Source organism: Arthrobacter sp. SDR-2R, from assembly GCF_057747955.1.
In genome coordinates this window covers 1,124,309-1,146,476 of the sequence record NZ_CM173231.1, presented here as the reverse complement: position 1 = coordinate 1,146,476, position 22,168 = coordinate 1,124,309, and the positions used below count along the sequence as shown (strand labels likewise).

21 protein-coding genes are annotated in these 22,168 nt (G+C 67.2%); 9 read left to right on the top strand and 12 right to left on the bottom strand.

Annotated elements, in window-relative coordinates; genetic code table 11:
• Positions 1-60 precede the first annotated feature (60 nt).
• Together AC3ANU_RS05270 and AC3ANU_RS05265 are read right to left on the bottom strand one after the other, a co-directional pair.
• Positions 61-1,101: an NAD(P)-dependent alcohol dehydrogenase gene (locus AC3ANU_RS05270; protein WP_056391504.1), complete on the bottom strand. Its 1,041-nt coding sequence runs from the start codon at positions 1,099-1,101 to the stop codon at positions 61-63.
• A 146-nt stretch (positions 1,102-1,247) separates the two neighbouring features.
• A complete protein-coding gene (locus tag AC3ANU_RS05265; RefSeq protein ID WP_018770613.1) occupies positions 1,248-2,264 on the bottom strand; it encodes a zinc-dependent alcohol dehydrogenase family protein in 1,017 nt (338 codons plus the stop codon).
• 140 nt (positions 2,265-2,404) lie between these two features.
• Between AC3ANU_RS05265 and AC3ANU_RS05260 the strand changes: the two genes are divergently transcribed.
• The 6 genes from AC3ANU_RS05260 (at position 2,405) to AC3ANU_RS05235 (ending at position 8,293) form a co-directional block, all read left to right on the top strand.
• Complete coding sequence (locus AC3ANU_RS05260; protein ID WP_026265975.1) at positions 2,405-3,298, top strand: helix-turn-helix transcriptional regulator; 894 nt, start codon at positions 2,405-2,407, stop codon at positions 3,296-3,298.
• Between the two features lie 356 nt (positions 3,299-3,654).
• Complete coding sequence (locus tag AC3ANU_RS05255; protein WP_488315597.1) at positions 3,655-4,773, top strand: ABC transporter substrate-binding protein; 1,119 nt, start codon at positions 3,655-3,657, stop codon at positions 4,771-4,773.
• Positions 4,770-5,624, top strand: a complete 855-nt coding sequence (locus AC3ANU_RS05250; protein WP_488315596.1) for an ABC transporter permease — start codon at positions 4,770-4,772, stop codon at positions 5,622-5,624. The genes AC3ANU_RS05255 and AC3ANU_RS05250 overlap by 4 nt, the downstream gene beginning before the upstream one ends.
• Positions 5,600-6,358, top strand: a complete 759-nt coding sequence (locus AC3ANU_RS05245; protein WP_488315595.1) for an ABC transporter ATP-binding protein — start codon at positions 5,600-5,602, stop codon at positions 6,356-6,358. Before AC3ANU_RS05250 ends, AC3ANU_RS05245 begins: the two co-directional genes overlap by 25 nt.
• A 24-nt stretch (positions 6,359-6,382) precedes the next feature.
• Positions 6,383-7,759 (top strand): LLM class flavin-dependent oxidoreductase, encoded by a 1,377-nt coding sequence (locus tag AC3ANU_RS05240; protein WP_488315594.1) that lies wholly within the window; start codon positions 6,383-6,385, stop codon positions 7,757-7,759.
• A 111-nt stretch (positions 7,760-7,870) separates the two neighbouring features.
• Positions 7,871-8,293 carry a universal stress protein gene (locus AC3ANU_RS05235; protein WP_018770619.1) on the top strand — a complete coding sequence of 141 codons (423 nt, stop codon included), beginning with the start codon at positions 7,871-7,873 and terminating at the stop codon, positions 8,291-8,293.
• A 77-nt stretch (positions 8,294-8,370) separates the two neighbouring features.
• Here AC3ANU_RS05235 and AC3ANU_RS05230 read toward each other — a convergent pair whose 3' ends face one another.
• From AC3ANU_RS05230 to ilvD, 6 genes are all read right to left on the bottom strand, one after another.
• On the bottom strand, positions 8,371-8,766 hold the full coding sequence (locus tag AC3ANU_RS05230) for a (R)-mandelonitrile lyase (protein WP_134165516.1): 396 nt from the start codon (positions 8,764-8,766) through the stop codon (positions 8,371-8,373).
• 44 nt (positions 8,767-8,810) lie between these two features.
• Positions 8,811-10,052 (bottom strand): MFS transporter, encoded by a 1,242-nt coding sequence (locus AC3ANU_RS05225; RefSeq protein WP_488315593.1) that lies wholly within the window; start codon positions 10,050-10,052, stop codon positions 8,811-8,813.
• Between the two features lie 70 nt (positions 10,053-10,122).
• Positions 10,123-11,031 carry a DUF817 domain-containing protein gene (locus AC3ANU_RS05220; RefSeq protein WP_134165480.1) on the bottom strand — a complete coding sequence of 303 codons (909 nt, stop codon included), beginning with the start codon at positions 11,029-11,031 and terminating at the stop codon, positions 10,123-10,125.
• Positions 11,024-11,842, bottom strand: coding sequence for an oxygenase MpaB family protein (locus AC3ANU_RS05215; RefSeq protein ID WP_056391521.1), 819 nt, complete (start codon positions 11,840-11,842; stop codon positions 11,024-11,026). The genes AC3ANU_RS05220 and AC3ANU_RS05215 overlap by 8 nt, the downstream gene beginning before the upstream one ends.
• A gap of 82 nt (positions 11,843-11,924) precedes the next feature.
• Positions 11,925-12,698, bottom strand: a complete 774-nt coding sequence (locus tag AC3ANU_RS05210) for a hypothetical protein (protein WP_018770624.1) — start codon at positions 12,696-12,698, stop codon at positions 11,925-11,927.
• A gap of 105 nt (positions 12,699-12,803) precedes the next feature.
• Complete coding sequence (gene ilvD, locus AC3ANU_RS05205) at positions 12,804-14,663, bottom strand: dihydroxy-acid dehydratase (RefSeq protein WP_134165483.1); 1,860 nt, start codon at positions 14,661-14,663, stop codon at positions 12,804-12,806.
• Between the two features lie 85 nt (positions 14,664-14,748).
• On the opposite strand from ilvD, the gene AC3ANU_RS05200 reads away from it, so the two are divergent.
• Positions 14,749-15,591, top strand: coding sequence for a helix-turn-helix transcriptional regulator (locus tag AC3ANU_RS05200; RefSeq protein WP_488315592.1), 843 nt, complete (start codon positions 14,749-14,751; stop codon positions 15,589-15,591).
• A gap of 87 nt (positions 15,592-15,678) precedes the next feature.
• On the opposite strand, the gene AC3ANU_RS05195 is transcribed toward AC3ANU_RS05200, so the two are convergent.
• On the bottom strand, positions 15,679-16,626 hold the full coding sequence (locus AC3ANU_RS05195; RefSeq protein ID WP_268002005.1) for a polysaccharide deacetylase family protein: 948 nt from the start codon (positions 16,624-16,626) through the stop codon (positions 15,679-15,681).
• A gap of 62 nt (positions 16,627-16,688) precedes the next feature.
• Positions 16,689-18,239, bottom strand: a complete 1,551-nt coding sequence (locus AC3ANU_RS05190; protein WP_488315591.1) for a purine-cytosine permease family protein — start codon at positions 18,237-18,239, stop codon at positions 16,689-16,691.
• A 106-nt stretch (positions 18,240-18,345) separates the two neighbouring features.
• Here AC3ANU_RS05190 and AC3ANU_RS05185 point away from each other — a divergent pair, with 106 nt between their 5' ends.
• Positions 18,346-19,959 (top strand): PucR family transcriptional regulator, encoded by a 1,614-nt coding sequence (locus tag AC3ANU_RS05185; RefSeq protein WP_488315590.1) that lies wholly within the window; start codon positions 18,346-18,348, stop codon positions 19,957-19,959.
• Positions 19,960-20,459: 500 nt separating this feature from the next.
• Here AC3ANU_RS05185 and AC3ANU_RS05180 read toward each other — a convergent pair whose 3' ends face one another.
• Both AC3ANU_RS05180 and AC3ANU_RS05175 read right to left on the bottom strand, forming a co-directional pair.
• The gene (locus tag AC3ANU_RS05180; RefSeq protein WP_488315589.1) at positions 20,460-20,915 is read right to left on the bottom strand and encodes a universal stress protein; all 456 of its coding nucleotides are present in this window, start codon (positions 20,913-20,915) and stop codon (positions 20,460-20,462) included.
• Between the two features lie 43 nt (positions 20,916-20,958).
• Positions 20,959-21,426, bottom strand: coding sequence for a DUF4383 domain-containing protein (locus AC3ANU_RS05175; protein WP_056391542.1), 468 nt, complete (start codon positions 21,424-21,426; stop codon positions 20,959-20,961).
• A gap of 271 nt (positions 21,427-21,697) precedes the next feature.
• Between AC3ANU_RS05175 and AC3ANU_RS05170 the strand changes: the two genes are divergently transcribed.
• Positions 21,698-22,165, top strand: coding sequence for an Hsp20/alpha crystallin family protein (locus tag AC3ANU_RS05170; protein WP_488315588.1), 468 nt, complete (start codon positions 21,698-21,700; stop codon positions 22,163-22,165).
• Positions 22,166-22,168: the final 3 nt, after the last annotated feature.

The window sequence follows — 22,168 nt, the reverse complement described above, 5'->3', positions numbered from 1 at the left end:
GCCACGGACGACGGCGGGCCGGCCCCTTTCGGAGCCGGCCCGCCGCGCGGGGGTGGTGCTTTAGAGGGTGGCGGTGTCGATCACGAAGCGGTAGCGGACGTCCGAGGCAAGGACGCGCTCGTAGGCTTCGTTGATCTTCTCAGCCGGGATGACCTCGACCTCGGCGCCCAGGCCGTGCTCGGCGCAGAAGTTGAGCATCTCCTGGGTCTCGCGGATGCCGCCGATCATGGAACCGGCGAAGGAGCGGCGGCCGCCGATCAGTGCGAACGCATTGACGGGAAGCGGCTCGGCAGGAGCACCAACGTTGACCAGTGCGCCGTCAAGCTTCAGCAGGCCGAGGTAGGAGCTGATGTCGATTGAAGCGCTGACCGTGTTGATGATGAGGTCGAAGGAGCCGGCGAGCACCTCAAACGTGGCGGGATCGCTGGTGGCGAAGTAGCTGTCAGCGCCCAGGCGCAGGCCGTCTTCCTGCTTCTTCAGCGACTGGGACAGGACAGTCACGTCGGCGCCCATGGCGTGGGCGAGCTTGACGGCCATGTGGCCCAGGCCGCCGAGGCCGACGACGGCGACCTTCTTGCCGGGACCGGCGCCCCAGTGCCGCAGCGGTGAGTAGGTGGTGATGCCGGCGCACAGCAGCGGTGCGGCGACATCGAGTTCGATGCCCTCGGGGATGGTCACCACGAAGTCCTCGGTCACCACAACGTGGGTGGAGTAGCCGCCCTGGGTGATGGTGCCGTCGCGGTCAACGGCGCCGTACGTGCCAACGTTGCCCTTGAGGCAGTACTGTTCCTCGCCCTTCTGGCAGTTGGCGCACTCCTTGCAGGAGTTGACCATGCAGCCAACACCAACACGGTCGCCAACGGCATGCTTGGTCACCGCGGAGCCCACCTCTGTAACGATGCCCGCGATTTCGTGGCCGGGAACCAGCGGGTACTGCTGCCGGCCCCAGTCGCCGCGGACAGTGTGGATGTCCGAGTGGCAGATGCCGGCGAACTTGATGTCGATCATGACGTCGTGGGGACCCACCTCGCGGCGCTCAATGGTGGTTGCCACCAGGTCCTCCGTGGCGGACGGGGATGCATAAGCCTTGACGGTAGTCATGGTTCTCCTGTGATCTGTTGGGGGATAACTGAAATGCTACCGGGGTTGTTCGGATCAAACCCCGGAAAAGGTGGGGCCAGCGTGGCCCTGTTGTACCTGGTCTTGGCAGTCCTACCCTCTGCAGCCTGGCCAAGCCGGGTGAAACGTCAGGGCCGGAGGAGCACCTTGATGGCGCGGCGTTCGTCCATGGCCTTGTACGCCTCTGCTGCCTGGTCCAAGGGGAGTTCGAGGTCGAACACCTTTCCGGGGTTGATGTCGCCACGGAGGATCAGGTCGATCAGCTCGGGAAGGTACTGCCGGACCGGAGCGGGACCGCCGTGCAGGTGGACGTGCGAGTAGAACAGGTCCCGGCCTGGCAGCGCCACGTCATGGGAGACACCGACGAAGCCCACATGGCCGCCGGCACGGGTGGCGTGGATTGCCTGCAGCATGGATTCCTGCGTGCCAACGGCCTCGATGACCGAGTGTGCGCCGAGCCCGCCCGTGAGTTCCTTGATCTTCTTCACGCCTGCGTCCCCGCGCTCCTCGACGATGTCGGTGGCGCCGAATTCGCGGGCCAGGGCCTGCCGGTCGGCGTGGCGGGACATGGCAATGATGCGTTCGGCGCCCATCTGCTGTGCGGCCAGGATCCCCAAAAGCCCCACGGCGCCGTCGCCCACCACCGCCACGGTTTTGCCTGGTCCCGCTTCGGCCGCCTTGGCGGCAAACCATCCCGTGCCCAGGACATCGGAGGCGGCAAGCAGCGACGGAACCATGCCGGCGTCGGGCATCTCCGGCGTGGCCACCAGGGTGCCGTCCGCCAGCGGGACGCGCAGGTACTCAGCCTGCGCACCGCCCACGCCCTGCCGGTGGACGCAGCCGCTTTGGTAGCCGGAGCGGCAGATCTCACAGGTGTTGTCCGAGGCGAAGAAGGAGCCAACCACGAATTGGCCGGGGCGGACATTCTTCACGTCGGCGCCCACTTCTTCGACGATTCCCACGTATTCGTGGCCCATCGGCATGGGTTTGGCCAGTTTGTCTGCGCCCCGGTAGGGCCAGAGGTCGGACCCGCAGACACAGGCGGCAACGAGTTTGATGACCGCGTCGCTGGGCTGCCTGATGGCGGGTTTGTCACGGTCCTCGACGCGCACGTCTCCGGGGGCGTGCATGATGGCTGCGCGCATGCTGGGTCCTCCAAGGGGTGGAAAGCTGAAAACGGACAATCCCATCAAACCCGGCCCGGTGAACGTTAGCGAGGGCCCTGCTGTAACTGGTTCTGGCAGAACCTCCTTAGGGCGATGCCGATGGTCGTAACGTGGTCCCCATGGATAACCGAGCCGAGGTCCGACAGTTCCTGTCCTCCCGCCGTGGGCGCATCACCCCTGAGCAGGCCGGCATTGAACCGTACGGCGGCCGGCGGCGCGTACCGGGGCTGCGCCGCGAGGAGGTGGCCCGGCTGGCGGGCGTCAGCGTGGACTATTACACCCGGCTGGAACGCGGGAACCTCAGCGGCGTTTCGGACAGTGTCCTGGATGCCATTGCCGGTGCCCTGGAACTGGACCGCGCGGAACACGACCACCTCTACGACCTGGCCCGGGCGGCCAACACGTCGGGCCGGAAGAGGGCTGCGGGCGCAGGCGGGTCCGCGCCCTCGAAAGTGCGGCCCGAGCTGCAGTACCTCCTGGACACCATCACCGGGGCACCTGCGTTCATCGGCAACAACCGGATGGACATCGTGGCCGCCAACACCCTGGGCTACGCCCTCTACTCGGACATGTACCGTGCCCCGTCACGGCCGGCCAACCACTCCCGGTTCATCTTCCTTGACCCCCGGGCCCACAACTTCTACACCGACTGGGACCGGGCCGCCAACACCAATGTGGCCATCCTCCGCCGCGAGGCGGGCCGCAACCCGCATGACAAGGGCATCGCCGAACTCATCGGTGAGCTGTCCATGCGGAGTGACGAGTTCCGCACGCTCTGGGCAGCGCACAACGTCCGCCGCCACTACGCGGGGACCAAGTTCTTCCAGCACCCCGTGGTGGGCCTCCTGGAACTGAACTACCAGGTCCTGGGCCTGGAAGAGGACCCCGGGCACACGCTCACCGTGTATCCCGCCACTCCCGGCAGCCCTTCCGAGGAGGCCCTCAAGCTCCTGGCCTCCTGGGCGGCCACCGAAAAGATCGCGGACATGGCCCAGGGCCAAGTCCGCGCCTAGGCCACAGGGCTTCACCGGCCGCCGGCCTTCGCCCGCGCCTTGCCGTCCAGTCACATTAACCTCCGTTGCGGTTCGTGGCTCCGCGTTGCCTGGCTTGTCCCCATTGGTCCGCGTTTGTCGGCCGGATGGCGCCATAAGTAGCGCCGTTTCGCAGCGTTTAGCCTCCATTGCGTGCTGCTGGCCAACGCCCTGCGGACCGTGCTTGAGTGTTTTCACGGCACCGGCCAGGCCGTAAGCACCAGCCCAAAGCGCGGGCACGCCGCCGCGCCGACGGCCCCACCCACCTCACACGTCCACCCGGGCACACACCCCGGGGGCCGTCGTCGTACCCGGAATCTTTCCCCGAAAGGAACACCATGTCCTTCCCAGCACCCCCGCCCCACTCCAGCCCCGGCTCCCCGGCATTCACCCGCCGCCGTGCGCTGGGCGCACTTCTGGCGATTCCCGCCGTCGGCCTGCTGTCCGCCTGCGGCGGGACCGCCACCGCAGGCGGCGCCCGCATCAGCCAGGGCGCCCTGGAACCGCTGGCTGCCTCGGTGCCCGCCGGGACCACCATCAAGGTGGGCGATCCCAGCATCAAAGTGGCGCTGGAACTGTCCGGCCTGATCAAGGACCTGGACGGCTTCACGGTGGAGTTCGCCAACATCTCCGGCGGCCCGCAGACAACCGAGGCGTTCCGGGCGAACGCCCTGGACGTGGGGTCCGTGGCGGACATCCCGCCCATCCACGCCACCTGGACCGGCCTCGACGTCCGCATCATCGCCGCGGGCTACCGCCAGGATGCCGTGAACCATCCCATTTATGAGCTGGGCGTCGCCCCGGGAGCGGGCATCAGCCGCCTGGAAGACCTGCGCGGCAAGAAAGTGGCCTACAGCCCGGGCCAGGCGCAGGGTGCGCTGGTGCTGCGGATCCTGGACAAGGCCGGGCTCAGGCAGGAGGACGTCAAGCTGGTGGAGCTGCCCAGCACCGGGGACGCCTACGCCACGGCGCTGGCCAGCAAACAGGTGGACGCCGCTCCCCTGGGCGGGGTCCAGATCAAACGCTACCTGGCCAAGTACAAGGCCGACGGCGCCACCACCATCCGCCACGGGCTGCGCGATGATCCCAGCCTCCTCTACTCCCCCGCCAAGGTCCTGGCCGATCCGGCCAAGGCCGCCGCCCTGGCCGCCTACGTGAAGGTCTGGGGCAAGGCGCAGCGCTGGATCGAAGACCACCCGGCGGAGTGGCTTGACGGCTACTACGTCAAGGACCAGGGGCTGTCCCGCGAGGACGGCCAATACCTGATCGATGCCACCGGCAAGCGCGACCTGCCCACCGCCTGGACCGAAGCGATCGCCAGGCACCAGGAAACCATCGACCTCCTGGCCCGCGAGCAGAAGAAGCCGCAGCTGACGGCGGCCGACCTGTACGACACCAGGTTTGAAGCCATCGCCGGCACGGCATTTGCGCCCGCCGGAAAGGCAGGTGCCGCATGAGCGCCGTACTGGACCGGCCCGTGGTGGCAGCCCACCAGGATCCGGCACCGGCAGGGCGGCCGGATGTGCGGCCCGCAGGGAAGCGGCTGGGGCCCGGACGACGCCGGCAGCTCGCCTGGGTGGGCCCGTCCGCCTTGCTGCTGCTGTGGACAGTCTCTTCCGCAACAGGGCTCCTGGACCCCAGGATCCTGTCCGAGCCCTGGACCGTGGTGGCCACCGCCGGTGAGCTCATCGCGGACGGCCGGCTCCAGGAGAACCTGGCCATTTCCGCCCAGCGCGCCGGCCTGGGGCTCTTCTTCGGCATCCTGGTGGGCGCCGTCCTGGCGCTCCTGTCCGGGCTGAGCCGGGTGGGTGAGGCCTTCATCGACGGGCCCGTGCAGATCAAGCGCGCCATCCCCGGCCTGGCCCTGATCCCGCTGCTGATCCTGTGGTTCGGCATCGACGAGACCATGAAGGTCCTCACCATCACCCTGGGCGTCTTTGTCCCGGTGTACCTGCAGACGCATGCGGGCCTGCGCGGCATCGACCTGCGCTTCGTGGAGCTCGCACAGACCGTGGGGCTCAGCCGGGCCGGCTTCATCCGCAAGGTGGTCCTCCCCGGTGCCCTGCCCGGGTTCTTCCTGGGCCTGCGCTTCGCCGTGACCGGCGCCTGGGTGTCCCTGGTGGTGGTGGAGCAGATCAACGCCACCAGCGGCATCGGCTACATGATGGAGCTCGCCCGCACCTATGGCCAGACCAACATCATCGTCCTGGGCCTGGCCGTTTACGGCATCCTTGGCCTCCTCTCCGACGGCATTGTCCGCTTCATCGAACGAAAGGCCCTCTCATGGCAGCGCACCCTGGCGGGCTGACCGCCATCGGGCCCGCACGTCCCGTACGTTCCGCCGTTTCCGTCCGGGACCTGGTCCGGGGATTCGGCCCGAAGGGAGTCCTGAACGGCGTTGACCTGGACATCGCCCCCGGCGAGTTCGTGGCCCTGCTGGGACCCAGCGGCTGCGGCAAAAGCACCCTGCTGCGCGCCCTGGCCGGCCTGGACCACAACGTCCGGGGCAGCGGCGTGATCAGCGTCCCGGACCGCGTCTCCGTGGTTTTCCAGGACTCGCGGCTCCTGCCCTGGGACAGCGTGCTGGGCAATGTCACCCTGGGCGTCCGGGAGCACGACGCCGAAGCCCGCGCCCGCAAGGCCCTCGCCGAAGTGGGGCTCGCCGGACGTGAAAAAGCATGGCCGCACCAGCTGTCCGGCGGCGAACAGCAGCGCGTGGCGCTGGCCCGTTCACTGGTCCGCGAACCCCAGCTGCTGCTGGCCGACGAGCCGTTCGGCGCCCTGGATGCGCTGACCCGGATCAGGATGCACGGGCTGCTCCAGGACCTGGTGGCCGCGCACCGCCCAGCCGTCCTGCTGGTCACGCACGACGTGGACGAGGCCATCGCGCTTGCAGACCGGATCGTGGTCCTGGACCACGGCCGCATCGCCACCGTCCGCCCGGTAACGCCGGAGATCCGCTCCTCCGCCGATGCGGCCGGGCATGAAGCCCTCCGCCGCGGCCTCCTCACCGATCTTGGCGTCGTCGGCGCCACCCACTGAACCACCAGACCCGAAGGACTACCCATGACTTCCAACAACCCTCCCCGGCGCCGGCTCCACCTGAACGCGTTCCTGATGAGCACCGGCCACCACGAGGCCTCATGGCGGCTGCCGGAAAGCGATCCGCAGGCCAGCACGGATATTGGGCACTACAAGTTGCTCGCCCAGACTGCCGAGCGCGGCAAGCTGGACTCCATCTTCTTTGCCGACTCCCCCGTCCTGTTCGGCGAGGTGGGCCGCCGTCCTGCCGGCAAGCTCGAGCCCACGGTGCTGCTGACGGCGATCGCCGGCGCCACCGAACGGATCGGGCTGATCGCCACCGCGTCCACCACCTACAACGAGCCCTTCAACCTGGCCCGCCGCTTCGCGTCCGTGGACTGGGCCAGCGGCGGACGGGCAGGGTGGAACGTGGTGACCACGGCCGGCCCGGACGCCGCCCGCAACTTCGGCGTGGACGACCAGCCCGCCCACGCTGTCCGGTACGAGCGCGCCGCAGAGTTCATCGAGGTGGCGCAGAAGCTGTGGGACAGCTGGCAGGACGACGCCGTGCTGGCCGACAAGGCCGAAGGCGTGTGGGGTGACGCGGACAAGATCCGGACCATCGACCACGAGGGCAGGCACTTCAAGGTCCGCGGTCCCCTGAACGTTCCCCGCTCACCGCAGGGGCACCCGCTGATCGTCCAGGCGGGCTCGTCCGAGGACGGCAAGGACCTCGCTGCCCGGTACGCGGACGCCGTCTTTACCGCCCACCAGACCCTTGCCGATGCGCAGGAGTTCTACCGCGACCTGAAGGCCCGCACCGCGGCTGCCGGCCGTGATCCGGAGGCCATCAAGATCCTGCCGGGCATCGTGCCGGTCATTGGTGCCACGGAGGAGGAAGCCCAGGAGCTGGAGCGCGAGCTGGACCGGCTGATCAAGCCCGAATACGCCCGGATCCAGCTGGCCAAGACCCTGCGCGTGGACCCGGAGGACCTGCCGCTGGACCGGCAACTGCCGGACAACCTGCCCAGCGAGGATGAGATCGAGGGCGCCAAGAGCCGCTACACCCTGATCGTCCAGCTGGCGCGCCGGGAGCAGCTCACCGTGCGGCAGCTGATCGGCCGCCTGGGCGGCGGCCGCGGGCACCGCACCTTCACCGGCACCCCGGTGCAGGTGGCGGACGCCATCCAGGAATGGTTCGACGGCGGAGCGGCGGACGGCTTCAACATCATGCCGCCGGTGCTCCCGTCCGGGCTGGAAACCTTCGTGGACCAGGTGGTGCCCATCCTGCAGGAGCGCAGCCTGTTCCGGACCGAATACACGGGCCGGACCCTGCGGGAGCACTACGGCCTGCCACGGCCGGCCAACCGGTACGCGGGGGCGTCCGCCGCCGGCCTTGCCTCGATTGGATCCGCGTTCTGACTGCCGGGTCCATGAGACGGTGCCCCAGGCCGTGTGATACGAGGGCCCGGGAGGGGTAGTCCCTAGACTGGCAGTGAACATTAAGGCCAGGACTGGACGAAGGAGCAGGACATGAGCGGTGTAATCGTTGTAGGTGTGGACGCCAGCCCGTCCGCACGGAAGGCTGCGGAAGTGGCGCTGGGGCTGGCGGAGTCGCTGGGAGCGACACTCCATGTGGTGACCGCCTTTGAAATGGAGAACGCCGAAACCTTCGGGGTGGGCTCGGACAAGGTGCGCATCTCCAACGCGGACAGCTCGGAGATGGTGGCAAAGTCGCTCGGCGCCTCGCGGCCGGGAGTGGAGATTACCCACTTCGCTGCCCGCGGCAAGCCGGCCGATTCCCTCATCAAGGAAGCCATCCGCCTGGATGCCCGGCTGATCGTGGTGGGCAACCGCAGGATGCGCGGCATCGGCCGGCTCCTGGGCAGCGTCGCCAACAGTGTGGCGCACAATGCCCCGTGCGATGTCTACATCGCGAACACGTACGAGGACTGACCTGCCCCACACACAAGGAGGGCGGACGACGTCGGGAACTCCCGGCGTCGTCGGCCCTCCTTGTGCGCAAACGTCAGTTACGCCCCGTACTCCTCATCGGTCACGTGGCGGAGCCAGGTGACAACCTGTCCGTTCCCGTCGGCTTCCTGCATGGCGATGTGTGCCATGAACCGCTCAGGGGTGGCCCCGTGCCAGTGCTCCTCGCCGGGTTCGATGTAGACCACATCGCCGGGGCGGATTTCCTGGACCTCGCCGCCGCGGCGGGCCACCAGGCCGATGCCGTCCGTCACGTAGAGGGTCTGGCCCATGGGGTGGTGGTGCCAGGCGGTCCGGGCGCCGGGCGCGAACCGGACGTGCGCGCAGCCAATGGCTGACTGTTCATCCGGATTCCGGATCCCGTCGATCTGGACCGTACCCGTGAACCATTCCTTGGGCCCGGCCGCCGTCTGGCCGCCGCTCTGGGTGTACTTCATGTTCTCCTCCTGATGGTTCGGGTAGATGGGAAGGTGTGCGTTGGTCATGCTGTCTGCCCGGGGCCGGCAGGCGTGGCCCGGGACGTCACGAAGGCCAGGACGGACGCCGCCGCAAGGACCGCTGCGGCCACCAGGAAGGTGACGCGGTAGCCGGCCCAGTCGAACAGCACTCCGCCCAGCGTGGATCCGATGGCGATTGATGTTTGGATGACGGCCACCATCAGGCCGCCGCCCGCCTCCGCGTTGTGGGGCATCGCCTTCGCAATCCAGCTCCACCAGCCCACCGGCGCGGACGTGGACATCAGGCCCCACAGGCCCAGGAGAACCACGACGGCGGCGATCCACCCGCCGGAGGGAACGAGCGCTGCGGCAAGGACTGCCATGAGCGCCGGAATAAAGACCAGCGTCCGGTACAGTCCGGTGCCGAGAAACCGGCCGATCAGCAGGGTGCCTGCAAATCCCGCCGCACCGATGACCAGCAACACCAGGGACACCATGCCCGCATCGACGCGGGTCACCGTTTCCAGGAACGGGCGGACGTAGGTGAACAGGACGAACTGCCCCATGAAGAAGGCGCCGCAGGCGGCCATGCCCCAGGCAATCGGCCGGCTCTTGAACGCGGCGAAGATCCCGAAGATGTTTCCCGCCGCACGCGCCTGCCTTTGGACGTTCATGGACGGCAGGCTGATCCACTGCCAGAGAAGCGCGAGCACGGCCACCGGCACCAGGCAGAAGAACGCCCCGCGCCAGCCGATGACGGAGCCAAGGTAGCTTCCCAGCGGTGCAGCCAGCACGGTTGCGAGGGCGTTGCCGCCGTTGAAGATGGCCAAGGCCCGCGCCACCTGGTGGGCCGGCACCAGCCGCATGGCGGTGGCTGCCGACATGGTCCAGAACCCCCCGATCACCACGCCGATGAGGGCGCGGCCGATCATGAAGGGCAGGTACCCCGGGGCCGTGGCCACCAGCGCCGCGGAGGCGGCCATCAGCGCCGTCAGGCCCAGCAGCAGGGTCTTGCGGTTCATGCCGCCGGCCAGAGTGGACACGGACAGGCTGGTCAGGACGGCCAGCACGCCGGAGACCGCGATGCCCTGTCCCACCATGCCCTCGGAAACCTGCAGTTCCGAGGCCATCGGCGTGAGCAGGCTGACCGGCATGAACTCGGAGGCGATCAGCGCGAAGACGCACAGCGACATCGCGAAGACGCCTCCCCAGTGGGCCTGCTGGTGCCCGGGGATGCCTGGTCGCTGCTGCCCGCTGGTGTTGATGACGGTTGTTTCGGAGGCCATAGCCTCCATCAAAGCGCGCTTCCGAAGCCCTAGCGAGGGCCCTGCTGAAACGGGTCTTGGCAGACCCCCCTTACCGCAGCACAGCGGACGACGGGGCCTCCCGCCGCCCTCCCGTGGCCGCCACCGGGGGCTGCGGCTTGTACACCCAGGCCACCAGCACCACAGAGATGATCATTAGCAGGAACCAAGCCACGAGTTTCTCAAGGCCCACCGGGTGCCAGCCGTCCACCTGGCTGGGGTAGAGCCAGGCACCGGACCAGGTGGCGATGTTCTCGGCGAGCCAGATGAACAGCGCCACCAGCAGGAAAGAGACCGGCAGCGGCATGTGGAACTCCCGGCGGAACACGCGGAAGTGCATGACGCACCGGCCGTAGATGAGCACGACGGCGGCGAGCAGCACCCAGCGCAGGTCCCAGATGTAGTGGTGGGTGAAGAAGTTGGCGTAGATCGCGGCGGCGAGGACGGCGGTGATCCAGCGCCGGGGGTAGGCGGCGAACTTCAGGTCGAACAGCCGGTAGACGCGCACCATGTACGAGCCCACGGCGGCATACATGAACCCGCTGAAGAGCGGCACGGCCCCGATGCGCAGGAAGCCTTGGGCATCGTAGGACCACGAACCCACGTCCGTCTTGAACAGCTCCATGACGGTCCCCACAAGATGGAACAGGACGATGACCCGCAGTTCCCGCAGGGTTTCCAGCTTGAACGCCACCATCAGGATTTGGATGACGACGGCGGCGATCGTCAGGAAGTCGTTGCGCGCCAGGCCGGCAGTGTCCGGATACCAGATCCTGGCGGCCATGAGCACTGCCAGGAGCGCCGCGCCGAAGATGCAGGCCCAGCCCTGCTTGAGGCCAAAGACCACGAACTCAGTGAGTCTTGTTTTGCCGCCGCCGGCCGGAGCAGTTGCCAGGAACCTCCTGGCCCGTTCGTCGATCCGCTGCTCCACCGGTGGTGAACCGCGTCTGGGGCTAGGCACTGATCCCCTGGCGCTGGCTTGGCCGGGTGTTCCTCTTCAGGTCCCTGTCGAGTTCGCGCAGGCAGTAGTTCTTGAACCAGTACCTGATGCCCCGCGGCAGCCGCGGGTAGGCAACGGCCAGGATGCGAAAGGTGCGGTTGAAGCGCCGTTCGTGCCGGTCGCTCCAGCCGAGGCCGAAGTCTTTCCGCAACTGGTGGGGAAGGAGTCCGGCGGTGAGGAACCTGGCAGGGGGGATGATGGCCCGGTACCACAGGGCTGTGTGCTTGGGAAACAGCAGGCCGCGTCCAACGCGGACCCCGGGGGCCTCCGCGTGCAGGGTGGAGACGTGTTCGGCCCAGTAGCGGCCGAACTCCGCCCTGTCCTTGGGCCACATGCCCGGCGGAAGCTGCAGCGCGGTGCCGATCCGCGCGTAGTCCAGGTACATGGCGTCGGCAGCTGCATCGTCCAGCGGGCCGTAGATCTTCTCGATGATGGTCAGAGCGGTGTCGTAGAGTGTGGCCACCACCCAGAGCTGCAGTTCCGGATCATAGGCGTTGTACCCGGCGGACGTTTTGTCCGCAGTGCCGTGCACCGGAACATGAGCCCGGTTAACCCTGCGGCGGACCTCGTTAACCTGGGCGTCGTTTCCATAGACGACCGCGTAGACATACGTCAGTGTGCCTTTGAGCCTGTTGACGGGGCGCTCAGTGAACGTGCTGTGTTCCGCCACGCCCCGGCCAATGGCCGGATTGGCAAGCTGCAGCAGAATGGCCCGCCCTGCCCCAGCAAGCAGGATGCCTTCCGCCCGGTAGTCGGAAAATTCCTGCACCATGTCAACAGGGTACCGTCACGGCAGGACGGCAGGACCGGACCTTTGGCCCGTTGACAAGGGGCCAGGCCCACGTATCGTCCGGTCAGCGGTTTACCGGCCGCAGCGAGGTGATCATTCTCTTGATGTCCGCGTACTCGGCCGTGTCCCGGTACTTCCGCGCCAGCTCAAGGTACGGCAGTGACTGGTCGCCGGGTGTCGCGTTGATTTCCGGGTCGTAGGAGGCGCCGAACATGGCAGCGTTGGGCGGCCACCGGAAAAACTGGAAGATGGGGCAGGCGTCGGGACCGCTCGGCGGAGGGCCGGACGTAATGCCGTAGCCGGCCGCCGGGGTGCGGTACATGCCCGGCGCCGCGGCGTTTGCGCGGGTCTCGAACACGAACTGCGGCACCACTCCGCCCTGGACCAGTACCGGGATGTCCGCGCTGTCCAGGACTTCATACGGGTACCTCTCGGTACACGTGGAGCCGGTGGCCATGTTGGTCCGCAGCGTGGCCATCACCTTTCCGGCCTGGTTCCGCACCTCCGCAAAGGCCCCTCCGCCCTCCGCCAACTCCCCTGCCGGATCCTTGACGCTCCAGGCGGCAGGTAAGTCGAACGCCATGGCGCCATCCGCCGTCGTGAACGTGGTCCAGGCAGCCGCGGCAGAACCGGCCGCAGAAGTGCCGGGCGCGGCTGTTGGTGTGGAAGGGACGCTCGACGGCGTCGGCCCGGCGGCCGTACCGGTGGCCGTTGCTGACGTGGCGGCAGAGCCCGCCGTGGATGGCGAGGGCTGTGGACTTCCCGGCTGCGGTGAGCAGCCGGCCAGGAACAGCATTGCCAGGGCCGCTGCCGAAAACGCCGTGATGAGCCTGCGCACCACACCCTCCTTTGGGCCTGCCGATGACCCTTCAAGTGTGGCGCGCCGGGCCCGGGCGGGGGAGGGCCGGAGGACCTGCTTCTCCCCTCTCCCGCCGCGGACGCCTTACCGCTCTACCAGCGACACATCCCGTACTGCGCCCTTGTCCGCGGACAGGGCCATGGCGGCGTAGGCGCGCAGTGCAGCGGAGACCTGGCGGTCCCGGTCCTTGGGCTTGTAGCCGCCGTTGACCTCCAGCTTCTCGCGGCGTTCGGCCAGGATCTCGTCCGAGACCTCAAGCTGCATGGAACGCTGCGAGATGTTGATGCTGATGATGTCACCGTCCTCCACCAGGGCGATGGCGCCGCCGGAGGCAGCCTCCGGCGAGATGTGCCCGATCGACAGGCCGGACGTGCCGCCGGAGAAACGGCCATCAGTGATGAGGGCGCACTTCTTGCCCAGGCCGCGGCCCTTGAGGAACGACGTCGGGTAGAGCATTTCCTGCATGCCGGGACCGCCGCGGGGGCCTTCGTAACGGATGACCACCACGTCGCCTTCCTTGACGGTCTTGTTCAGGATCTTCTCCACGGCTTCATCCTGGGACTCGCACACCACGGCCGGGCCCGAGAAGGTCCAGATGGACTCGTCCACGCCGGCGGTCTTCACCACGGCGCCGTCGATGGCCACATTGCCGCGGAGCACGGCCAGTCCGCCGTCCTTGGAGTACGCGTGCTCCACCGAGCGGATGCAGCCTTCCGCGGCGTCGGTGTCCAGGGAGGTCCACTCGTTCGACTGGGAGAACGCGGTGGAGGAACGGACGCCGCCGGGAGCGGCGTGCCACAGGGCCTTTGCTTCCTCGGTGGCTTTGCCGCCCCGGATGTCCCAGTCATCCAGCCAGCCGTCCAGGTTATCGGAGTGCACGGAGTGGACGTCCTTGTGCAGGAGGCCGCCTCGGTTCAGCTCGCCCAGCAGGGCGGGGATGCCGCCGGCGCGGTGCACGTCCTCCATGTAGTAGGTCTTGTCCTTGGCCACGTTCGGAGCCACCTTGGCCAGGCAGGGCACCTGGCGGGACTTGGCATCCATCTCGGCCAGGCCGTAGTCCACGCCGGCCTCCTGGGCGGCGGCCAGCAGGTGCAGGATGGTGTTGGTGGAGCCGCCCATGGAGATGTCCAGGGCCATGGCGTTATCGAAGGCCTTCGCGGTGGCGATGGAGCGCGGCAGCACGGAATCGTCGTCGCCGTCGTAGTAGCGCTTGACGAGTTCGACGACGGTGGCGCCGGCCTTCTCGTACAGGGCCTTGCGTGCGGTATGGGTGGCGAGCACGGACCCGTTGCCCGGCAGGGACAGGCCGATGGCCTCGGTGAGGCAGTTCATCGAGTTGGCGGTGAACATGCCGGAGCAGGAGCCGCAGGTGGGGCAGGCGTTCTCTTCGATGAGGTTGATGTCGGCATCGGAGATGGACTCGTCCACGGCATCGGCAATCGCGTTCACCAGGTCCAGGGAGCGGACGGAGCCGTCGGTCAGGGTCACGCGCCCTGCTTCCATGGGGCCGCCGGAGACGAAGACCACGGGGATGTTCAGGCGCAGCGCGGCCATGAGCATGCCGGGGGTGATCTTGTCGCAGTTGGAGATGCATACCAGGGCGTCGGCGCAGTGTGCGTTGACCATGTACTCCACGGAGTCGGCGATCAGGTCGCGGGACGGCAGCGAGTAGAGCATGCCGCTGTGGCCCATGGCGATGCCGTCGTCCACGGCGATGGTGTTGAACTCGCGCGGCACGGCGCCGGCGGCGAGGATCGCGTCGGAGACGATCCGGCCCACGGGGGCGAGGTGGGTGTGGCCGGGGACGAACTCGGTGAAGGAGTTGGCCACGGCGATGATCGGCTTTCCGATGTCCGAGTTGGCGACGCCGGAAGCGCGCAGCAGTGCGCGGGCGCCGGCCATGTTGCGGCCATGGGTGACTGTTTTAGAGCGAAGTGCAGGCATGCCTACCATCCTGCGGGCTCATGGGCCGGGGTGGAAGACGCTCTTGCTACTAGTAGTAGGAGTACCAGAGTAATAGTATTTTCGGGTGAGTGATCCCGGACGGCGCAAGGAACTTGGCCTCTTCCTGCGCGCCCGCCGCGACCAGGCGCTGCGGGCCGACTATGGCCTGCCGCCGATCGGCCGCTCGCGCGACCGGGGATTGCGCCGCGAGGAGGTGGCTTTCCTCTCCGGTGTCAGCGTCACCTGGTACACCTGGCTGGAGCAGGGCAGGGACATCAGCCCCTCCCGACAGGTCCTGGAGGCCGTCAGCCGTGCGCTGCATCTTTCCACCACCGGCCTTGGCTATGTCCTGTCCCTGGGCGGGTATGCGTCCGCGGCGCCCTCCGGCCCCGCCGCCGATACTGCTCCGCCCCACATCCAGCGGCTGCTGGATGCACTTGATCCCAATCCGTCCTTTGCCCTGTTCCCGGACTGGGGCGTAGCCGGCTGGAACAAGGCCTATGCGGCGCTGTACCCCAACATCGCCACAGCGCCCCCGGCGGACCGGAACCTGCTGTGGCTGGTGTTCACCGACCCCTACGTCCGGGACCTGCTCCCGGACTGGGACACCACCAGCAAGCGTTTCCTTGCCGAATTCCGCGCCGAAACCGGACAGCGGCTGGGTGATCCGGACATCCAGTACCAGGTGGAACGGCTCAAGGAGGCAAGCCCCGAGTTCCGCCAGGGCTGGGACCTGTACGACATCCTGGGCTTCGAATCCCGCGAGCGGCTCTTCCACCACCCCGCCGTCGGAGTCCTCCAGCTGGAACACCACCAGGTGTCGCCTTCGGACCGGCCGGACCTGCACATCGTTGTCTACACGCCCGCCCCGGGCAGCGGCGCCGCCGCCCAGATGCAGTCCCTGATGACCACGGCTGACCAGTCGTAAACAACCGAAAGCGGCCGGCGGCGGGAACTCCCGCCGTCGGCCGCTTTCCTCGCCCGGGTCGCTGGGCCCGGACGTTACCCCAGGACGCTAGGCCAGCACCCCCTGCCGCACCAAGGCGGGCTGGAACTGTGCACCCGCGCCCGGGAATACCGGCACGTCGATCCGAGCGTGGGTGTGGACCTCCGTCACGGTTTCCTTGGTGTGCCGGGCAATCTGTTCCATGGTGGTTACCCACATGCCGTCCATCGCCTTAACCCGCTCGATCAGCTGCTCCAGCGCCACCGCCTTGGACGGCCGGCCGGAGATGAACGGGTGGTTGGTCAGCACGAAACAGCTGCCCTGGGAGTGGTGGGCCTCGGCTTCAAGGGTCCACATCTCCAGGACCTTGGCCGGGCTCTCGATCACCCCGCTGCCCGTCACGCCGGGATAGAACGCGTACTGCTCCCAGTCGTCAAGGGTCCAGTCCACCGGAATCTCCACAATGTCCCGGGGATCATCGGCGGCGACGGCGAAGCGGTAGGGGGCGTCGCCGTCGAGCAGGCTGGAATCGTAGAGGAAGCCGCGGTCGGCCAGCAGGCCCGGCGAGTGCCAGTTCAGCTCCCACCACGGTGCCCGGTAGCCCACCGGCCGGACTCCGGCCACCGTGGCCAGGGCCTCAAGGCCCCGGTCGATGTAGCTTGCCTCGGTGGCGGCGTCGATGCCCTGCATGGGTTCGTGCAGGTAGCCGTGGTGCGCCACTTCATGGCCGCCGTCCACGATCTGCCGCACCACGTCCGGGTAGGACTCGGCGGTGAAGCCCGGGATGAAGAAGGTGGCCTGGATGTCCTGGCGCGCCAGGATGGCCAGGAGCCGCGGCACCGCGATTTTGGGGCCGTAGGACTGGTGGCTCATCAGGGACATGCGCCGGGTGCTGGTGGGGTTGTGGGCGATGGTGCAGGACTCTGCGTCCACGTCGAAGGTGAAGGATGCGGCGGCCTTGGCACCGTCGGGCCAGATGATGGGGTGCAGCGGGTCTGCGATGGCGGGCTGGTTCATGGGAAATCCTTTCGGCGGGCGCAGTGCGCCCGCCAGGTGCTGGGGAAGAAGGGCAGGGCCGTTTAGAGGGCGGGAAGGGCGGGCGCGCTGTCCGCTGCCTTGCCGTCCGCTCCAGGGGCGCTGTCCGCCGCCTCCTTGATGCGGGGCTGCAGGGCCAGGTAGCGGATGTGCTGCCGCGGCCCGAGGATGGCGTACACCCCGGCGCTGGTCAGTCCACCGGCCAGCCAGGACAGGTCCCAGCCGCCCAGCGCCACCGCGATGGGGCCCTGCATGATGGGGATCAGGCCGTACATGAAGAGCCACGTTGCGAAAATCCCGGCCACCAGGGAGATGACACCGGCCCAGTTGACGCCGGGCAGCCGCTTGGTGCCCACGGCGTCGAACAGGCGCTCCGGCTCGCCCGGCCAGCGCTTGTCCAGCCAGAAGTAGTGCACCAGCATGATGCCGCCCCAGGCGGCCACCCAGGCCACCAGGCCAATCAGCCAGGCGTCGAGTACCGCGGCGAAGTCCTCCTGGAAGATGAAGAAGACGACGGCGGCCAGCGAGAAGACGCCGACGAACAGGTTGAGCTTGCGGCGGCTGATGGAGATATCCAGTGCCTGGGTTGCGACGGAGAACGTATAGATGTTGAGGATGTTGGTGGCGATGGGGCCGTGGAGCACCATGAGCAGCACCGGCAGCGCCATGGCGCCGAAGTTGAGGACGATCAGCTTGCCGGGGTCGATCTCCCCGGAGTTGGTGGCCAGGCTGGCGCCCAGGACACCCAGCCAGACCACCGGGATGAACTGGCCAAGGACCGAGGCGAGGTAGACCTTCTTCTTGGGGACGCTGGTGCTGACGAACCGGGAGTAGTCCGCGGCGTAGGTGAACCAGGTGATGCCCCAGCCGATGCCGATGGCGGTCATGACGGCGCTCATGGCGGCGATCCGCTCCGAGCCTTCCAGGATGGCGCCGGCCGGTCCGGCGTAGCCCCAGTCGATGTCCATGCCGAACCAGGCGACGGCCGACATGACGGCCAGGATGAGGATGGTGGGCGGTACGGTCCATTTTTCGAAGGCCGCGATGGCCTTGTAGCCGAACCAGGCGATGGCTACCTGCAGGGCCATGATGAAGGTGGCGACGCCGATCTTCCAGGCGTAGTTGGGGGCTTCCGGGTCAACCCACCCAAGGGTTCCGAAGAGCGCCATGACCAGGTCCAGGATGATCCAGGTGTTCACCGCGCACCAGCCGATGACCAGGAGGGCCTGGATGGCGGCCGGAAGGTAATTGCCGCGCCGTCCGAATGCGGCACGGGCCAGGACCATGCCGGTGGCGCCGGTCTTCTGGCCCAGGAGGACGAAGCAGCCAAAGAGCAGCATGCCGATCAGGTTGCCCAGGACCAGGACGGTGACGGTGTCAGCCAACCCGAGGCCCAGCTGGATCCCGAGTGCCCCCAGCACCCAGTTGATGGGTGCCAGGTTGGCGCCCGCCCAGATCCAGAACTGGCCGGATACCTTGCGTGTGCGTGCTGATTCGGGGATGGGCTGGAGCCAGGCTTCGTGGTCCACGGCGTTGTGGTCCTGCGTGGCCTGGCCGGGCTGGCCGGGCGTGGCTGGTGAAAGCTTTTCTTGCATGGGGGCCTCCGTGAGGTGGATAAGTACCAAAAGGCTATGTGGCCCCCATCACAAGGAACAAGATACGATGTGTCGAACAGATTCCCCTACTACGTTACGGACTGTCGTGTCAGTGTTTCTTGGCGAAATACTCGCCCACCCCGCCCTCGCCGCCGCCGATCCCGTGGTCCACCCCCTGGGTGTGGCGGCCGACGCGCAACCGGTCCGCTGGGTCCACTCCAGCGAAGTGCTTGACATTGCACCCCTGCTCCGGGGCGGCGAACTGCTGCTGTGCGGCGGGATCACCCTGGCCACGGCCACGCCTGCCAAGCGCGAGGACTACGTGCGCGAACTGGCCCAGCGCGGGATTGCAGCGCTCGCCATCGAGACCGGTGGCGCCCTGCCGGAGATCCCGGCCAACATGCTCGAAAAGGCCGAGGAATATGGCCTTCCGGTGGTGGAGCTGCGCAAGGTGGTGCCGTTCGTGGGCGTCATGCAGGCCATCAATTCCCTGCTTGTGAGCGAGTCCGTGGGACACCTGCAGCAGGCTGACGCTGCCACCCGGGCCATGGCGGCGGAGCTGGCCCACGGCGCTTCACTCGACAAGATCCTGGGCGTACTGGCCGGCATCACCAGCTCCGCGGTGAAGCTCACCTCCCCCTGGGGAGTCACCATGGGCAGCGCCATGCCCGAGGGCTGGAACGGTGACATTGGCGCGGAAGCCGGGGCGGCGGCAGCTGGCGATACAGCGGACGACGGCGGCTCCGGGCCGGGCGGGCACGGCGGCTTTCACGGCAGGTCCGGCGGAACGGTGATCACCGTGGACATTCCCGTGCGGGGTGTCCTCATGGGCCGCCTGGAGGTGCGGGTTCCGGATGCCGCGGACGTGGCCCTGGCGCAGGTGGCGGGGGAACGCGCCGTGGACATCCTGGGCCTGGCGCTGCTGCAGCACACGCCTCCCGGACTGCATGCCCTGGCTGGCGCCGAACTGATGCGGGCAGTCCTGAACGCAGCTCCGGAGTGGCGCCTTGAGCAGCTTGCTCCGGGTGCCGGCTTCCCCACGGACTCCCCCTCCGTGGTGGCGGCAATCCACGCCGCGTCACCGCAGGAGCTGCGTGGCGCCGTCGAAAGCTTCCTCAGCTCACGGCGCATTCCGTGCGCCGCCTATCTGGATGATGCCGAACTGGTGGTGATGATCGGCCTGCCCTGCGCTGACACTGTGGGTGAACGGCGGCAGCTTGTGGAATCGCTGAAGGGGCTGGAAGGGGACCATGATGCGGTGATCGCCGTCGGTCCCCTGGCCGGCGGCGTGGCGGAGGCCGCCTGGTCCCTGGCCGAAGCCCGCCGCACCCTGGAGGTGCGCCAGATCCGGCGCAGGAACGCGTCGGCGCGCAGGCGCTATCCGGCCCGCGGCCTGGTGGTGGTGGATGCGGAGGACGCGGCCGTGGAGAGCCTGTCCCTGACCTGCCTTGATGCCTCATCACGGGAGGCGTTCGTCAACCGGCAGCTGCGGGCGGTCCTTGAGCATGATGCGCAGCGGCAGTCCCAGCTGCTGGAGACCCTGCAGGTGTGGCTGGACTCAGGCTGCAACACAGCGCAGTCTGCAAGGGAACTGCACCTGGAGCGCCAGTCGATGCACCACAGGTTGCAGCGCATTTTCGAGCTGTGCGGCGGTGATCCGCGCGGCACGGGCCGGCTGGCGGCACTGCACCTGGCGGCCCGGATGGCCGGACTGCCCTGACCTGGCAGTACAAGGGGAAGCCCCACCAGCAATGCTGAAGGGGCTTCGACTGTTTTGATTCCGTTATGACGAACATCATCTCCCGAACTTGCGGGAATCCTGGTGCTTCCTGCCTCGTCACCGGCAGACCACCTGGATCAGATCCTCGGCGTGTTCCAGGGTTCCCTGTTGTCCGTTCCCGCCCTTCTTTCGAAGAACGTATTAACAGTGTTACGCCTGGTTTTGCGGGGACGCAAGAGCCAAATTTCCAGCGGAGAAAAGTGTTTAAACGCAGAACCTGCAGGTACCTTCGCGATCTCGCTAAGAGACGGCTCGGACATTCTCATGTCCTGAACAACCCGGCGTCATCTGATGGTTACCTGCAGGCACTTCCACTCTACGACCGGCCCCGCCACCCCACCAGAGGTAGAGCGCATTCCGCTTGAACTTTTGGTGTGCGTCCCCTCCACGCGCCCAGCTGCAGCGGCTGACGGGGCCCAGCTGAGCAGGCTCCAGGGGCATTACGCCTTGGATCGGACCACCAGGACAGCACAGGGGGCGTGGTTGACCACCTGGGTGGATACGGAGCCCATGTGCAGCCCTGGAAATCCCCCATGGCCCCGGGAGCCGACGACAATGAGATCCGCGTCCTTGGCGGCGTCAAGAATCGCCGAAGCAGGTGAATGGGTGTCTACGAGTTGCCCCGAAGCGGTCACGCCGCCATCTGCGGCGGCCTTCAGCGCCTCACCCTGGAGCGTCCGGGCGATGTGCTCCGGAGACTCTTCGGCGGCAATTTCACCTGCGGCCGTTTCCAGGACAGCCGGATACCACGCCATCGGCGGCTTGTTCCAGGCGGTGACGAGGCGGAGTTGGCCATTGCGTTGGCGGGCCTCATCCATCGCCCAGTCCAGTGCTGCCTGGGAGGGTTCGGAACCGTCAAAGCCGACAACAATCAGGAATGGACCAGTGCTGGTCATTCGTCTTTCCTTTCACTGCCCCGAGCCGTACTGGGTCAGAGGGTCAGGGTGCTTTCGCCGGGCCGGTTCCGCGGCCAAGCACAATCCCCACTGCGAGCATGACGACTCCCAGCACCACGTGGAGCCAGTTATCTGAGGTGTTCACCGGGATGAAGTTGGCCGAGGATGCCTGGTCAATCAGGAGTCCGTAGAGCCAAATAACCAGGTAGAGGGCGCCGCCGCCGATGAGATAGTACTTCGACTGGGACGCGGTCCTGCCCATGAGCAGGCCGGCTGCTCCAAAGAGGAGGTGAACAATGTTGTGCAGGATGGATACCTGGAAGACACCCAGGAGCATCGCGCCGGAGTCGGGGCCGGCGAAACTCAGTTCCGAATAGTTCGTGGTGACTCCAGGGATGAAACCGAGAACGCCCACCAAGGCGAAAACTGCTCCCGCCGCCAGGGCAGTGATTTCGATGGCCGTGCGGTGGTGACGTGCGCCTACGCCCGGATGTGCTGATGATGCAGACATGGCTTGCTTCCTTGTACGCAGGGAGGGAGATTGTTGTGTTTAAGTTCGGCTGCCGGGATGGGGCAAGCCTCCCTATGTTTCCAGCTTCGAGCCGGGCGCGTCTTGCCTTCAGAGGCTTTAGTCCTCAGGTATCCATGAATTTCAGGGCTGTGCGTGAGGGCTCCCGGCGGGCGGGTCTTTTGCCCCTGCCAGCCCCGGATGCACGGGTATTTACTGGATTGATCCGGCCCCTTCCGGGCGTCCTCCGCACCGAATCTGGAGAGTTTTTGTCATGTCTGATCTGCCCAAATGGTCCCCCTTCGCAGCCTCCCGGTGGCCCTCCCCCTTCACGTCTGCCCTGCGCTCCCCGGCGGAGTTGCTGGACTCCATAGAGCGCATGTTTGAGTCACCGGCCAGCCCTGCCCCGATCAGGGTCGAAGAGTTCGTCGACGACAAGACCCTTGTGGTGCGTGCCGAGATGCCCGGCGTCGATCCTGACAAAGACATTGAAGTGACAATGGATGACGGGTTCCTGCGGATCCGCGCTGAACGCCAGGAAAAGGAAGAACACAAGGACAAAGGCAGCTATCGGTCAGAGTTCCGCTACGGGTCCTTCAGCCGGAACATCCCGCTCCCTGACGGGGTCAAGGAAGAAGACATCAAAGCCACCTACACCAACGGGGTCCTGGAAGTCCGCACCCCGTTGCCCGAGCAGGCCCAACCCACCGAACCGAAAAAACTTCCCATCACCCGCGGGTAACGG

Excerpts from the sequence above, each read along its gene's own strand:
- AC3ANU_RS05170 (WP_488315588.1), top strand. The coding sequence starts at position 21,698 with ATGTCTGATCTGCCCAAATGGTCCCCCTTCGCAGCCTCCCGGTGGCCC.
- AC3ANU_RS05180 (WP_488315589.1), bottom strand. The coding sequence starts at position 20,915 with ATGACCAGCACTGGTCCATTCCTGATTGTTGTCGGCTTTGACGGTTCC.
- AC3ANU_RS05190 (WP_488315591.1), bottom strand. The coding sequence starts at position 18,239 with ATGCAAGAAAAGCTTTCACCAGCCACGCCCGGCCAGCCCGGCCAGGCC.
- ilvD (WP_134165483.1), bottom strand. The coding sequence starts at position 14,663 with ATGCCTGCACTTCGCTCTAAAACAGTCACCCATGGCCGCAACATGGCC.
- AC3ANU_RS05265 (WP_018770613.1), bottom strand. The coding sequence starts at position 2,264 with ATGCGCGCAGCCATCATGCACGCCCCCGGAGACGTGCGCGTCGAGGAC.
- AC3ANU_RS05255 (WP_488315597.1), top strand. The coding sequence starts at position 3,655 with ATGTCCTTCCCAGCACCCCCGCCCCACTCCAGCCCCGGCTCCCCGGCA.
- AC3ANU_RS05225 (WP_488315593.1), bottom strand. The coding sequence starts at position 10,052 with ATGGCCTCCGAAACAACCGTCATCAACACCAGCGGGCAGCAGCGACCA.
- AC3ANU_RS05215 (WP_056391521.1), bottom strand. The coding sequence starts at position 11,842 with ATGGTGCAGGAATTTTCCGACTACCGGGCGGAAGGCATCCTGCTTGCT.
- AC3ANU_RS05250 (WP_488315596.1), top strand. The coding sequence starts at position 4,770 with ATGAGCGCCGTACTGGACCGGCCCGTGGTGGCAGCCCACCAGGATCCG.
- AC3ANU_RS05235 (WP_018770619.1), top strand. The coding sequence starts at position 7,871 with ATGAGCGGTGTAATCGTTGTAGGTGTGGACGCCAGCCCGTCCGCACGG.
- AC3ANU_RS05230 (WP_134165516.1), bottom strand. The coding sequence starts at position 8,766 with ATGAAGTACACCCAGAGCGGCGGCCAGACGGCGGCCGGGCCCAAGGAA.
- AC3ANU_RS05245 (WP_488315595.1), top strand. The coding sequence starts at position 5,600 with ATGGCAGCGCACCCTGGCGGGCTGACCGCCATCGGGCCCGCACGTCCC.
- AC3ANU_RS05175 (WP_056391542.1), bottom strand. The coding sequence starts at position 21,426 with ATGTCTGCATCATCAGCACATCCGGGCGTAGGCGCACGTCACCACCGC.
- AC3ANU_RS05270 (WP_056391504.1), bottom strand. The coding sequence starts at position 1,101 with ATGACTACCGTCAAGGCTTATGCATCCCCGTCCGCCACGGAGGACCTG.
- AC3ANU_RS05260 (WP_026265975.1), top strand. The coding sequence starts at position 2,405 with ATGGATAACCGAGCCGAGGTCCGACAGTTCCTGTCCTCCCGCCGTGGG.
- AC3ANU_RS05240 (WP_488315594.1), top strand. The coding sequence starts at position 6,383 with ATGACTTCCAACAACCCTCCCCGGCGCCGGCTCCACCTGAACGCGTTC.
- AC3ANU_RS05195 (WP_268002005.1), bottom strand. The coding sequence starts at position 16,626 with ATGAACCAGCCCGCCATCGCAGACCCGCTGCACCCCATCATCTGGCCC.